Source organism: Oceanobacter antarcticus (assembly GCF_044962685.1).
Taxonomy (GTDB): domain Bacteria; phylum Pseudomonadota; class Gammaproteobacteria; order Pseudomonadales; family Oceanobacteraceae; genus Oceanobacter; species Oceanobacter antarcticus.
This window is the reverse complement of record NZ_JBBKTX010000010.1, coordinates 147,669-160,473: the sequence shown is the minus strand read 5'-3', so window position 1 is coordinate 160,473 and position 12,805 is coordinate 147,669. Positions and strand designations below refer to the sequence as shown.

General features: G+C 49.3%; 12 protein-coding genes. 8 read left to right on the top strand and 4 right to left on the bottom strand.

Annotated features, from left to right (window positions below):
- Positions 1–238 precede the first annotated feature (238 nt).
- From WG929_RS10040 to WG929_RS10030, 3 genes are all read left to right on the top strand, one after another.
- Positions 239–1,744, top strand: a complete 1,506-nt coding sequence (locus tag WG929_RS10040; RefSeq protein ID WP_416205930.1) for an ankyrin repeat domain-containing protein — start codon at positions 239–241, stop codon at positions 1,742–1,744.
- Between the two features lie 603 nt (positions 1,745–2,347).
- Positions 2,348–3,055, top strand: a complete 708-nt coding sequence (locus tag WG929_RS10035) for a hypothetical protein (RefSeq protein WP_416205929.1) — start codon at positions 2,348–2,350, stop codon at positions 3,053–3,055.
- A gap of 49 nt (positions 3,056–3,104) precedes the next feature.
- Positions 3,105–4,004, top strand: a complete 900-nt coding sequence (locus tag WG929_RS10030) for a HamA C-terminal domain-containing protein (protein ID WP_416205928.1) — start codon at positions 3,105–3,107, stop codon at positions 4,002–4,004.
- A 100-nt stretch (positions 4,005–4,104) separates the two neighbouring features.
- Here WG929_RS10030 and WG929_RS10025 read toward each other — a convergent pair whose 3' ends face one another.
- Entirely contained in the window at positions 4,105–4,251 is a 147-nt protein-coding gene (locus WG929_RS10025) for a hypothetical protein (RefSeq protein ID WP_416205927.1), read from the bottom strand.
- A gap of 252 nt (positions 4,252–4,503) precedes the next feature.
- Between WG929_RS10025 and WG929_RS10020 the strand changes: the two genes are divergently transcribed.
- The 4 genes from WG929_RS10020 to pta all read left to right on the top strand — a co-directional run bounded on the left by WG929_RS10020 (position 4,504) and on the right by pta (position 9,637).
- The gene (locus WG929_RS10020; RefSeq protein WP_416205926.1) at positions 4,504–4,866 is read left to right on the top strand and encodes a DUF4372 domain-containing protein; all 363 of its coding nucleotides are present in this window, start codon (positions 4,504–4,506) and stop codon (positions 4,864–4,866) included.
- 407 nt (positions 4,867–5,273) lie between these two features.
- Positions 5,274–6,287, top strand: coding sequence for a methylated-DNA--[protein]-cysteine S-methyltransferase (locus WG929_RS10015; protein WP_416205925.1), 1,014 nt, complete (start codon positions 5,274–5,276; stop codon positions 6,285–6,287).
- A gap of 120 nt (positions 6,288–6,407) precedes the next feature.
- A complete protein-coding gene (locus WG929_RS10010; protein ID WP_369857333.1) occupies positions 6,408–7,589 on the top strand; it encodes an acetate/propionate family kinase in 1,182 nt (393 codons plus the stop codon).
- Positions 7,586–9,637, top strand: a complete 2,052-nt coding sequence (pta, locus tag WG929_RS10005; protein ID WP_416205924.1) for a phosphate acetyltransferase — start codon at positions 7,586–7,588, stop codon at positions 9,635–9,637. The genes WG929_RS10010 and pta overlap by 4 nt, the downstream gene beginning before the upstream one ends.
- Before the next feature lie 48 nt (positions 9,638–9,685).
- Here the strand turns inward: pta and WG929_RS10000 are convergent, their stop codons facing one another.
- Together WG929_RS10000 and WG929_RS09995 are read right to left on the bottom strand one after the other, a co-directional pair.
- A complete protein-coding gene (locus WG929_RS10000) occupies positions 9,686–10,222 on the bottom strand; it encodes a DUF924 family protein (protein WP_416205923.1) in 537 nt (178 codons plus the stop codon).
- Between the two features lie 56 nt (positions 10,223–10,278).
- Positions 10,279–11,379, bottom strand: coding sequence for a zinc-binding metallopeptidase family protein (locus WG929_RS09995; protein ID WP_416205922.1), 1,101 nt, complete (start codon positions 11,377–11,379; stop codon positions 10,279–10,281).
- Between the two features lie 282 nt (positions 11,380–11,661).
- On the opposite strand from WG929_RS09995, the gene WG929_RS09990 reads away from it, so the two are divergent.
- Entirely contained in the window at positions 11,662–12,351 is a 690-nt protein-coding gene (locus WG929_RS09990) for a cyclic nucleotide-binding domain-containing protein (RefSeq protein WP_416205921.1), read from the top strand.
- Between the two features lie 65 nt (positions 12,352–12,416).
- Here the strand turns inward: WG929_RS09990 and WG929_RS09985 are convergent, their stop codons facing one another.
- Entirely contained in the window at positions 12,417–12,563 is a 147-nt protein-coding gene (locus WG929_RS09985; RefSeq protein ID WP_416205920.1) for a hypothetical protein, read from the bottom strand.
- Between the last annotated feature and the right edge of the window lie 242 nt (positions 12,564–12,805).

Here is a 12,805-nt window from a genome sequence, read left to right as displayed (position 1 = left end):
ATCGTCAGTGATGTCGAGCACTTTGACTGGTCGTCCCATGGTTTGCCTCTGCCTGAAAATGCACTCCTCAAAGTAGACTATAACCACTCATATAAATTCTATTTATTTTTGTTAAGGGACACTAGCTGGAGATTCTATCAAATGCGGAAGAGACTTCTCTAATCTTGATCGACGTGATTTGATCACAAGCTCTCTAGGTATCAAATCTGAAAGCCTACTCTGGGAGGGAGATTTTGATTTGCATAAAATCTGGGCATCCTCCCTTGTTGTGACAGCCACGGTTAAAGGCGGGGTGTCATCTTCAACATTTAAAAAAGTTCAAAACAGTTTCCCTAAAGAGGCTATTCCTGATGATATTTTGAAAGTCATTAAATTATGTAAAAAGATATCTCCATCGAGTAAAAGTGAATATATATTTCCGATTACTCCAGATTTGCTAGGGGAAAGTTTTTTCTTACTATTCATAAACAGAATGGATGACATCAAGTGGATGAGGGCCTCACTTGAAGGGTTATTATTCCATGAACTATCAGAAAACGATGACGATTACGTTGAGTTTTTTGAATTTCTAATCAGACTCATTAGAAATATGATGAATGATAACCACGACAGTCAATTTTTCAATAAAAGCAGAGGTAACTTAGCTGAGTTCTTGAGAAGTATATCCCTTAAAGGCAATAAGAAGTATAAATTCGCTGCAAGCATGGCATTAATGAACCTTATCTGTATGAGTAATGATGAGGGATTTATAAGTTCATACAACTATTTTTTACATCCTCCCTACTTTAATAAATACGACTGCTACTTTTTCACCCCGCAGCAGTTTATCGTATTTATTATTGACACTCTCGATAGTTATTCAAAAAAGAATAAGCATGATTATAATCATTTCGATTATCCTGAATTAATCACTAATTGCGTTTTGAATTCAGCACCAGTCAATGCTTACAACAAATACAAGAAAAGTTCTCGCTATCAGTATTTAAAATTCAATATTCCTTCAAGAGTAATCAATAAAACATTTGGTGATCAAATATTTTATAACGATGAATTATGGCTAAGGGCGGTTTCGTCTCTCGATGGTGCAGATAATATATTGGACAGCATCATTAAATATCAGAAAGATACTAAAAGTGACTACCTACAGAATGCAGGCCTTTCGCCTCTAATTTGCGCCATTATCTCAGGCAATCCTGAGGCGGTTGATTTTCTTCTTCAATATATGAATCGTTATGAATTGGAGGGGAATATTGGAAGCGCTCAATATACACCACTTCTACTGGCCTGCGAGCTTGGCGACATTGAAATAGTTAAGAGCTTGGTGAATAAAGGAGCCAATTATAATATTAGGGACAGTGACGGCTACAGTCCTTTAATGTTGTCGTTACTGCACGAGCATGAAAATATTACTCTCTACCTCCTTGAGCACGAAATCGAAATTGACGAGCCAAATAATAAGTCTTTCACAGAGCTTATGCTTTCTTGCAGAGTGGGAAATGTGATAGCAGCAGAAATGCTGTTAGCAAAAAGCGCTGATATAGATAAAACAAATGACCGCAAAGATACTCCAATTATGATTGCTAGCTATAGTGGACATTACGACATTGTCGAATTATTGATCAAGAATGGTGCTAGATTGAAAGAAGTAAATTCAGATGGCGATAGTGCTTGTGAGCTAGCTTTAAACAACAACTTTACTGATATAGCTAGCTTAATAACACTTCATTCTGAAAGCGAAGTTTAACCCAGCGGATGAAAGCTATGAGTTTGTGGTGGAACTTATCGTCGTGCGCACTGCAAGATGTCCCTGTGTAATACAAATGCAAGCAATTGATTACAAAGGGAATCTTGGCAAGGGAACCCACTGGCGTGTTCCCGTTGCATCCCTCCGGCCTGATACCGATACAGCATTGAGCTTTTCGGTATCAAAAAACGTATCGCCGTTTCACCACTCGCAGGGGCTTGGAGATATGCCTCTCCATCCTGCACCCAACCATGCATGAACAATTGTTCGTTCAATCACCAATCATGGAGCGTTCCTGCTCCCCGATACCCCATGACCATTTCATGGAAACCAAAGAGCGTATTCCAGCCCTTTGGAAACCTGAACCAACCCTACGCGGATTGGATGTACGTAAGCGTTTCGACGCTTAACCTCGACCACTGTTTCGCCAGTGGAGGACGATCACGGCAATATCTGCGTTATTCAGATAAACCTTAAGCTGCATCAATGATTGTGGTTGCCCGTAGTGGTTTATGTGGTTATCTTGTATTGATATAGCTGGTTAGGTTTTGGCTCATTTCGACCCAAAGCGGACATTGATGAACTATATCTAGGAGATCAAGCATGAGTATTGATAGGCATATGATAGGTGTGGATGATGCGCTCTGCAAAAGAGTGCTCACCGAAATGCTAAATAAGTATTTGTCTCCAGCATTTGGAGCTTTGCCATCCAAGGAAGTGGAATTAATCGTTTTGGAAGCTCTCGAAAAGGTCGATTTTATTCCTGAATCTAAATCGCAATATGATCTAATATCCCAACTAAAAATCACGAAAACCAAAGCAAGAAATTTAATTTACAATCAAGAATTGAGGCGTATGGACAAAGATCAGCTTGATAATGCAGTAAAAACAGCACTTAAAAGTCCTGTTTTGCAGAAGCAAGGAGATCTCTTCGTATTAGAAATAGAAAACCCTTTGGTAATTGACCATCTCCGTTCTGAGTTGAAAAACCTAGGGCACGCATCAGATGGGTCATTTTCTCCAAGCCTTGTAAAAATTTCCTTGCCGGCAGCAACTGCATTAATTGAAAAAATATTAACAAGAAGTGATAAAAGAGCCGTAAAGGCTGCATTAGTAGCAGCTGGAGCTCCAGATGGCTCATTTTCAGGTGTTTTAAAAGGCACTATCAAAGCTGTGGCAAAGAAAGTGGCTAGCGATTCAGGTGAGCAACTAGCAGAAAATATTAGTAATTATTTGAGCCCTATAATTGATGGGGCAACTGAAATAGTAGCGGATACCATTGGGGACTTATTTGAGGGAGAGGAAGAATAGTCTTCAGTAGTAAGAGTGGATAACAATAAAAACTTGGGAATAGTAAACTGTGGAAGTGATAGATACCGATAGCCTCTTGGCCAACACTAGATCGTTAATATCAAAAATGATCTATCTTCGCGAAGACTATGGTCTTACCCCTAAAAATAGCCATGTCGGCACTGCCATAAGATTTAGTGATTTAATCGAGCTGCATGATGAATTTGTAAATGAACTTACAAACGGAATTATCAGGTTTGTTTATTCCAAAGAGAAAGAAGAGAAAATTGTAGAGCAATTAATGGAAGAAGGTAGAGATCTACCCAGTGCATACAGCGAATTGCGGCGTCGCTCCCACAACAAGTTTCGAAAAAGTAATCTAAAAGGCCAGTTTTCAGAACTTCTTATATTCTATCTTCTACAGTATCATTTTAAAGCCGTTCCGGTCTTAAGAAAGATGAAAATAACAACAAATCCAGCTCTTGAGAGGAATGGGGCTGACGCGATACATGTATCTGCTGATGATGGGGGATATAAGCTCTATCTTGCAGAGTGCAAAACCTATGATGCCAAAGGAAAAAACTTCAATAATGCCCTGCACGATTCAGTAGAGGATATGATTGAGCACTATCTTGGGCATCGAAATGAGTTGAATTTATACACATTTGAGGATTTTATTCCTGAAAAGCTAGAGGATATTGTTCGTAGTTACCTTGAAGGAAAGTCGGATAATATTGAAGTAAATCTAGTGTGCTTAGTTGCTTATAGAAACGATGAAGCAGTGAGCGGAAAAAACCAACAAGAACTAAATGATAGTTCGTTAGAAAGCATAAGGTCTGCGGCATCTAGAATTAACCTTACGGCATTGAAGAAAAAAATACCTAATAATTTAGAGGCCAGATTACATTATGTGCTTTTCCCCATTGCTGATGTCGATGACATACTAAACAAATTTACTAAGCAAATTTAATAAAAGGATGGTCGGGTAATGGATATAACGGATGAAGAGCATGCTTTAGGGGACATCTATTTAATCCGGTGCTCACTCTGGGCCACCGGATGGTTTCGAATCACGAAGCCGACTTGCAGGCCTGACGGGTCAAGTCAAACGTCGGCGACACCGAGTCGAGATCATCCGGCAGCCCCCGAAGGGCGCGGGTTGCCGCCGTCCAGTGCAGTGTTGACGAATTTGAAAAGGACTCGTCATTTCGCTGCATTCGTCGCCTTGCCCTGAACAACGGCAACACTCGCGCAGAGCCGTGCAGGATTAAATAGATGTCCCCAAAAGCCCTTTCATCAATCAAGTCTCCAGATTCATGCGGCTGAATGGATACAGCCTCAGAACAGAGAAAACCTATCTTCAATCACTATTGTCCAGTTAACTGACCCGCCAAAAGAAAGAAACCCGGTTCCCATGCCGTTTCCGGTAAAATGAAGCTTCTCACAGACATCATTCAGAGGAACCGGGCTTGGCACATGCTAACACCGTACTGGCACAGCGACTCAACATCATCCCTCGTCATCAATTTCAGAAAACCGTCGATCAATACCAGGCCGACAAACGCACACGAACCTTGTCATGCTGGGGGCAATTGGTGGCCTTGCTGGTGGGTCAGCTGAGTGGTGCTTCCTCTCTGCGAGGGCTGGTTGAACAGCTCGATGTTCAATCCCGCCGTCTGTACCATCTGGGCCTGAAGCCCGTTCGCAAAAGCACTCTGGCCGATGCCAATCAAAAGCGCTCCACGCTGGTCTATTACATGCTGTTCTTTCGCTTGCTGTCCCGTTTGGCCAGACAGAAAGGTCTTCGGGAAGTTATGACTCAGGGTCAATGATGGCCGCGCCATCTATCAACTCTCTGTTTTTAAGGGGACTACTTACGTATTTGATCGTGCTTATAACGGTGGGGTGTAGCTCGAAAAACTCGTGAATGAGGGCTGTCTGTTTGTGGGCCGGATGAAGAAAGATATGAATTACAAGGTCACGAAGTCTCTGCCACCGAAAGGGGTGGGTGTGGCTGGGATTTGGTTAACCGGACAGTAGTGGTCTATCACGATCGGTGTTCTGGTCAACAAAACCGGTCTGTATGCTTCCGCCCCGGCCGTTAGCGATAGGAGAGCGAGCCTGCTCTGCGTATATTCACCTCGGATTAACAGCGCAGCGTCGAGTGCCAGAATCGGGTCGCTGCCACCAGGGTAGCCGGGTATGCTTTGGGTTGATTCCCCTACCCGACTTATTTGCCATGAGCGACCTGCATACGTTTTCTGTATTACCGCAGAGTTCTGTCCCGTGTTGTGAGCCATACACTGGCGAGCAGCAGTGCCGTGATTTTCTGCGTATTGCCGCCGCTATCGATTATCTGCAACATCATCTGACCGAACAGCCGGAGCTGGAGCCGCTGGCGGCGTATTTGCAGCTCAGCCCAAGCTATTGTCTGAAGCTGTTCCAGCGCTGGGCGGGGGTGTCGCCAAAACGTTTTTTACAAACACTCACCACCGCACAGGCTAAACCGCTGCTGCTCGACAATCACAGTCTGCTGGATACCAGCCTGGCGCTGGGGTTGAGCAGCCCGTCCCGTCTTTACGATCACTTTGTCGCTATCGAGGCTGTTACGCCGGGTGATTTCAAGCGCATGGGAGCAAACTTGCTTATCCGTTATGGCCAGGGCTTTACTCTGTTTGGTGAGGCTTTTATCGCCTGGACCGACCGGGGCATTTGCCTGCTGACGTTTATTGAGCAGACGCAGGCAGCGACCAAGCAATCCAAAGCCTCCGCTAACGGCAACGATAAAGATAAAGATAAAGATAACGACGCTTTTGAACGTTTGCAGGGCAACTGGCCAAACGCGCAATTAGTGGCAGACAATACCGCTGCCAGCCGTCTTCTCGATCGCTTGTTTCAGCCACTGCAGAAGCGGGATTCATCGCTACAGATGCAACGCATCCCGCTGTTGCTGCGTGGTACCAATTTTCAGGTCAGTGTCTGGCGGGCGTTACTGGAGATTGGCAGTGGGTCGCACACAACGTATGGGGCCCTGGCTGCCGCTTTGGGCAACCCTAACGCCAGCCGTGCGGTCGGGGGAGCCGTCGGTGCCAATCCGGTGGCCTGGCTGATCCCCTGTCATCGGGTGATTCAGGCCAGTGGTGCCATCGGTGGTTATCGCTGGGGAGTCAATCGTAAGGCCGCCATGCTGGCCCGAGAGTCTTGTCACAATCCAATTCAGGCTGGCGATGCTCCCTTTTGCGGAAGAAAGTGACAGACCCAGAATACAAAGAGAACAAAGAGTGCAACAAATGCGGTTCAGGATGTGATCGATCAACGTCGTCGCCTTGGTTAACGATCATTATAACGGGGCCAAACACCATCAGGAGAGCGAATGAAACAGCCCATTCTGGTCATCAACTGTGGCAGCTCATCCATCAAGTTTGCCCTGTTTCCCGAAGATCACTGTCCCAAAACCACGTTCACCGGCGTCGCCGAACGCCTGGGAGAAGATGAACCTCATCTGATCCTGCACGGCGACCCCGAAATACGCATCGATCTGGCACCAGGATCAGGCCACAAGGAAGGCATGCGGGCCTTTATCCATGCTACTCAGGACAAACTCCACGACCTTGCCGGTGTCGGTCATCGGGTGGTGCATGGTGGCGAACGCTTCCATGACAGTATTTTGCTGGATGCCGACAATATTGCCGAGCTGGAAACCTTGTCACCCCTGGCACCGCTGCACAATCCGATGAATCTGACCGGTATTCATTTGTGCAAAGAACTGTTCCCTGCTGCGCCTCAGGTCGCGGTTTTTGATACGGCTTTTCACCAGAGTATTCCAGAGCAAACCTGGCTCTATGGCACACCGTATGATTGGTACGAAAAGGCCGGTGTGCGACGTTATGGTTTTCATGGCACCAGCTACCGTTACATTCTGGAGCAGGCCAGCCAGAGGCTGTCCAAACCGGCGGCCTCCCTCAATTTACTGATCAGTCATTTGGGCAATGGCTGTAGCGTTTGCGCTGTCAGAGCAGGGCAATCTGTCGATACCAGCATGGGTCTGACTCCGCTGGAAGGCGTGGTGATGGGCACCCGCTGCGGCAATATCGATCCAGGACTGGCCCAGCATATGTTGCATCATTCCGACCTCAGCATGGACGACATTATGACGGCGCTTAACAAACACAGCGGCCTGAAGGGGTTATCCGGTATCGGCAACGATATGCGGGTATTACTCGAGTCGGAAGCCGAAGGACATGCAGGTGCCAAACGCGCCATCAATGTCTTCACCTTTCGTATTGCGCGCGAGCTGGCAGCGCTGTCCTGCTCTTTGCCTCACCTTGACGCAGTGATCTTTACCGGCGGTATCGGCGAACATGCCAGTGATATTCGCCAGCGTATTCTGGCCCAATGGCAGAGCATGCCGTTCCTGCTGGACGATCAGCTCAACCAGCAGCACGGTGATCAACAGGGACGCATCAGTCAGCCAGATACTCCTCTGGTGATGGTCATCCCGACCTCCGAAGAAACCATGATTGCCAACGATACACGGACGCTGATCAGCCAATGATTCATCTGCTTATTGCTCCGACCGGAGTCGATGCCGGTCTCACCACCATCAGTCTGGGCCTGTTACATGCGCTGGATACTTTGGGTGTCAAAACCGCGTTTCTGAAACCGGTGGCGGCGTTAACCAATGAACCGGAGCGTTCCACCACTCTGGTACGTTCCGTCATGGGTATTCAGACACCGATACCCATGGCACTGGGTGCGGTACAGCAGCGTATTAATACTGGCCAGCTGGATCGGGTGCTGGAAGATGTGGTCGCACTGCATGAAGAGACCAGCCGTCAACAACCGGATGTGGTCATTATTGAAGGCATCGTTCCCGACCGAACCGAGCCTTACACCGCGCGCCTTAATGTCGAAATGGCCAAGGCACTGGGAGCCGATGTACTGCTGGTACTCAGTGGTCACCATCACAGCGGCATCCGGGTAAAGCATGAACTGCAATTACAAGCCGGGCTGTTCCGCGCCGCCGATGTTAATGTGATCGGCCACATTATTAACAAGGCCGACGATAGCCACCAAACCGAGATGGCGGATGATTTACCACCGTGCATGGGGCGGATGCCCTGGAACCCGGAACTGACGCAGCCCCGTAGCAGCGATGTGTGCAAAACGATCGGTGCCAGCCTGCTCAATGAAGGGGAATTAACACAACGCCGGGTTGCCAACATTCTGATGGGCGCCCGCACTCTGCGCCACACCCTCGCCCAGTTAAAGCCAGGTACGCTCTTGGTCACACCCTCCGACCGGGAAGATCTGATACTGGCGGCTTCGATGGTCAGTCTGGGAGGAACACCATTGGCCGGACTGCTGCTGACCGATGGGGGTCAGCCCTGTGAACAGATACAGCAAGCCTGTCGCAGCGCCTGGGCCGGGGGATTGCCGGTGATGACCACAGCGGAAGACCTGACCAGCGTGGCCATCCGCCTGCAACAACTCAGCCATCAAGTACCTGTCGATGATGTTGAGCGGGTGTTGCGCATCATGGCCAGTGTCGCCAGCCAGATAGACACCCAGGCTCTGGTCGATGCCCTGGGAGCCCCCCATGCTACCCGGCTCAGCCCTGCGGCCTTTCGATACTCACTGGTGCAAAAAGCCATCGCCGCCAACCAATGTATTGTGTTGCCCGAAGGTAATGAACCGCGCACGATCGAAGCCGCGATTGAATGTCAGAAACGCGGCATTGCCCGTTGTATTCTGCTGGGTGACCCGGATGAAATCCGCCTGTTAATAAAAGCCAGGGGTCTGGAACTGCCAGAGGGTTTGCAGATACTGCGGCCAGCAAGCCTGCGCTCTCAGTACGTCGATGCCATGGTCGAGTTACGCAAACACAAACAACTGACGCGGGACTGTGCCAGCGTGGAACTGGAAGATAACGTCGTGCTCGCCACCATGATGCTGCAATGCAGCGATGTCGATGGGCTGGTATCCGGTGCGATTCACACGACTGCCAATACCATTCGTCCGGCGTTGCAGCTGATTCGCACCGCACCGGGGGCCAAACTGGTGTCATCGGTATTTTTTATGGGCTTACCCGACCAGGTGCTGGTGTATGGCGATTGTGCCGTCAACCCGGATCCCAGTGCCGAAGAGCTGGCAGATATTGCTATCCAGAGTGCCGACTCTGCTGCGGCCATGGGCATCGAGCCCAGAGTCGCCATGATCAGCTACAGCACAGGTGCCTCGGGCACGGGGAACGATGTCGAAAAAGTGCGTCAGGCAACGGCTCTGGTTAAACAGCAGCGCAGCGATATTCTGATCGATGGCCCATTACAATACGATGCCGCCACCACACCAGCGGTCGCCCATAGCAAGGCACCCAACAGCCCGGTCGCTGGCAAGGCCACGGTGCTGATTTTCCCGGATCTGAATACCGGCAACACCACCTACAAAGCGGTTCAGCGCAGTGCCCGAGTCATCAGTATTGGCCCCATGCTGCAAGGCTTGGCCAAACCCGTGAATGATCTGTCACGAGGTGCCAGCGTCGAGGATATTATCTATACCATTGCCCTGACCGCCATTCAGGCAACCCGCATAACCCCGATATAAAGGCAGCTTTCAGGGGCTACGGGTCAGAAAAACGTCCGCCGCCGTCACTCAGAAGGACGAACCCGGCTGCTGCAAAAAAGCGAGTTCGGCAGCGGTCGATTCACGCCCCAGGATGGCATTACGGTGTGGATAGCGGCCAAACTGCTCAATAATATCCCGGTGGCGATGCTCAAAGGTCAGGGTATTTTCGATGCCATTTTGCTCAAACAATCGCACCGCTTCGGTATGTACCAAGCGGGATTCACTGTGCATAAACGGCATATAGAGGAAATTTCGCTGCATGCTGTTCAGTTCCTGATCGGCATGCTGCCGAACGGCCTCCTGAGCCAGTACCAGCGCCATGCCATCCTGGGCAAATGCTCGCGGGTGATCGCGAAACAGGTTGCGGGAAAACTGATCCAGTACAATCACTTCCGCCAGGCATCCATGGGGTTCATTACGCCATTGCCATAACTCTCCGGCACAGGCGCGTCGATGCAGGTCACCAAATTGCTGCCGGATCTGCTCATCAAATGCAGCATCTTTAGCAAACCATTGCCTGGGTTCACTATTTTCAAACCAGAAATCAATGACTTCCCAAAACATTGAGCGTTACCTCCTGGCGAGTTGAATCTCGGCGGCAATTATCCGCAGAAACAAAGTCAGATTTGGGTCACCGTCGCAATCGGCGTCGTTTGCCGCCACTGCCACAACAATTCATGAATAAAGGTCAGTTTGGCCACGACGGCATCCGTCAGTACAAATGGGTACAAATCCGGCTGTCCCATACTGCGATTAAGGCTGTTGACGGCATAGGTGACGGGCAAACAGACGTCGAGAATAACGCTAAAGTCTTGCTGTTGATAAGGATCAAATACCGCCTGAGTGCATAGCTGAGAACCGCCAGACAGTGGCGCTAGCGATAAACCAAAGGCAAAGGCGGTTTCCAGCATGTCAATCAGATGCAGGTAGTGAGCCCAGGTTTCTGCCCAATCTTCCCAAGGATGTGACGTAGCATAGGCGCTGACAAATTGCTGACGCCATGAGGAGGGAGCACCTTGCTGGTAATAACGCGCCATCGTTTCGCCATAGTCGGCGCGTTCATCACCAAAACACTCCCGAAAGCGGGACAGTACCGAGTCATCCGGCTGCACCAGCAATTCCCAGTAATAATGTCCGATCTCATGGCGAAAATGACCGATCAGGGTTCGATAGGACTCGTCCATATCTTCCCGTATCTGCTCTCGTTCCACATTATCCGCTTCGTTGAGATTGATCGTGACCAGGCCATCAGCATGCCCTGTGGTTGCGGCCACGCCTTCCGGCAGTGCTCCATCTTCATCAATAAAGTCAAACGCTAGGCCGCTGTCTGGCTGATCCTGCTTGCTTGCCAGCGGCAAACGAAAGCGAAATAAACTGTACACCAGCCGATGTTTGGCAATTTCCAGCATTCGCCAGGCATGCTGATGGCCACTCCGGGCAAGATTGGGAATATGACGATTCAGACGACAGGCTGAACATAAGGTATCGGTGCTGTCTGCGGCTACCAGCCAGTTACAGACATTTTGTTGATGGTTATCACAGTAACGCCAACGCGCACCTGGTATCTCCGAGGCTTCCCAGCTGGATTCCTGATCAGCACGTATCAGCGGCACCAGCTGCTCCAGTTCGGGGAGGTATCCCAACGGACTCTGACAGCGCTCACACAGAGTGTTTTCAAAATACAGAACGTGCTGACACTTAGAACACTGGAACAGTTTCATGAGCAATTCCTGACAGCCAACAATCAAAGACCAGTTTGCCCACTGATTGTTGCAAAGGTGTCGCCGATATTGCCCTGCCGATGGCTTGACAATGCCCTGAATCATATCAAACAGGTTCTCTAACTCTTTGTTAAAAAAGCGATTTTTAATTAGTTAACCATTTATAAATTTTTTCACCCGAAACGGCAAAAAAGTCAAAATCACATTGATCTTGACCCAAACCAGAACGATATGCCGTGCTATAGTCATGCCATTCTGACACTGCCAACTGCAGGAAAGTCTATGCGACGCATAACTCGTGAGGATTGCCCTCCAGATACACTTCATCGTCTTCTGGCTGGCGTAACCTTCTACAAGGAGCTGATCCACACCGATCAGACCCAGTTCGAACTATTGATGTCCCTGACACAATTTGGTTTTGCCGAACAGGGCGAAACCCTCTTGCACAAGGACGAGCCCGCCAACATTCTCTATTTTCTCTTGCGAGGAGAACTGGAGGTGCTGGCAGACGATAACAGCACACCGATCAATATTATCAGCGCCGGGGAATTACTGGGCGTGATGGCGATGGTGCTGGATGACCGCCGTTCTGCCTCGCTGCGAGTCAAGACCCGTAATGCCATCCTCGCCGGTGTCGATTACGAGCACTTCCGCGACATCAGTGATTTTTCGATGTTTACCCTAGCCACCAAACTCAGCTTTTTCCGTATGCTGACGGCCAATATCCGCTGGAACATCGAGAAAAACCGCTTTGCCAATCCGTCCCATCCTCTGGTACCCAGGCTGCGCACAATTCCTCTGTTTTCCGGCTCACGAGACACTCCCGAGGAACTGGAAGCCTTGCGCGTACAAGCCCATGTGCTGGCTGAATTGCTGTGTGACTGGAACGCATCACCGGCTGATGCAACCGCACTGACCAACGCAACCGTACAGGCTGATGCAACGTCAACGACGATAACAACCGTCGGCTGACCTGTCCGCTCAAGGGGACATCTATTTAATCCGGTGCTCACTCTTGGCCACCGGATGGTTTCGAATCACGAAGCCGACTTGCAGGCCTGACGGGTCAAGTCAAAAGTCGGCGACACCAAGTCGAGATCATCCGGCAGCCCCCGAAGGGCGCGGGTTGCCGCCGTCCAGTGCGGTGTTGACGAATTTGAAAAGGACTCGTCATTTCGCTGCATTCGTCGCCTTGCCCTGAACAACGGCAACACTCGCGCAGAGCCGTGCAGGATTAAATAGATGTCCCCTCAAGACTGGAGACGACCTGGACGTTGTCTCCGCGACTGCCCGGACAACAGCGCACCATCCATTGCCCACCAAAACCAATATGGAGCCAAGTCGCAACGGCTGTCTTTGTTACGATAAAAACAGGTTTTCTTTCTGACTATTTTAAGGTTTTTCGTACCATTAACGACACCAAAGT

Coding starts and splice junctions, on each gene's coding strand:
- WG929_RS10015 (WP_416205925.1), top strand. CDS start 5,274: ATGAGCGACCTGCATACGTTTTCTGTATTACCGCAGAGTTCTGTCCCG.
- WG929_RS10000 (WP_416205923.1), bottom strand. CDS start 10,222: ATGTTTTGGGAAGTCATTGATTTCTGGTTTGAAAATAGTGAACCCAGG.
- WG929_RS10035 (WP_416205929.1), top strand. CDS start 2,348: ATGAGTATTGATAGGCATATGATAGGTGTGGATGATGCGCTCTGCAAA.
- WG929_RS10010 (WP_369857333.1), top strand. CDS start 6,408: ATGAAACAGCCCATTCTGGTCATCAACTGTGGCAGCTCATCCATCAAG.
- WG929_RS10025 (WP_416205927.1), bottom strand. CDS start 4,251: ATGCAGCGAAATGACGAGTCCTTTTCAAATTCGTCAACACTGCACTGG.
- pta (WP_416205924.1), top strand. CDS start 7,586: ATGATTCATCTGCTTATTGCTCCGACCGGAGTCGATGCCGGTCTCACC.
- WG929_RS09995 (WP_416205922.1), bottom strand. CDS start 11,379: ATGAAACTGTTCCAGTGTTCTAAGTGTCAGCACGTTCTGTATTTTGAA.
- WG929_RS09985 (WP_416205920.1), bottom strand. CDS start 12,563: ATGCAGCGAAATGACGAGTCCTTTTCAAATTCGTCAACACCGCACTGG.
- WG929_RS09990 (WP_416205921.1), top strand. CDS start 11,662: ATGCGACGCATAACTCGTGAGGATTGCCCTCCAGATACACTTCATCGT.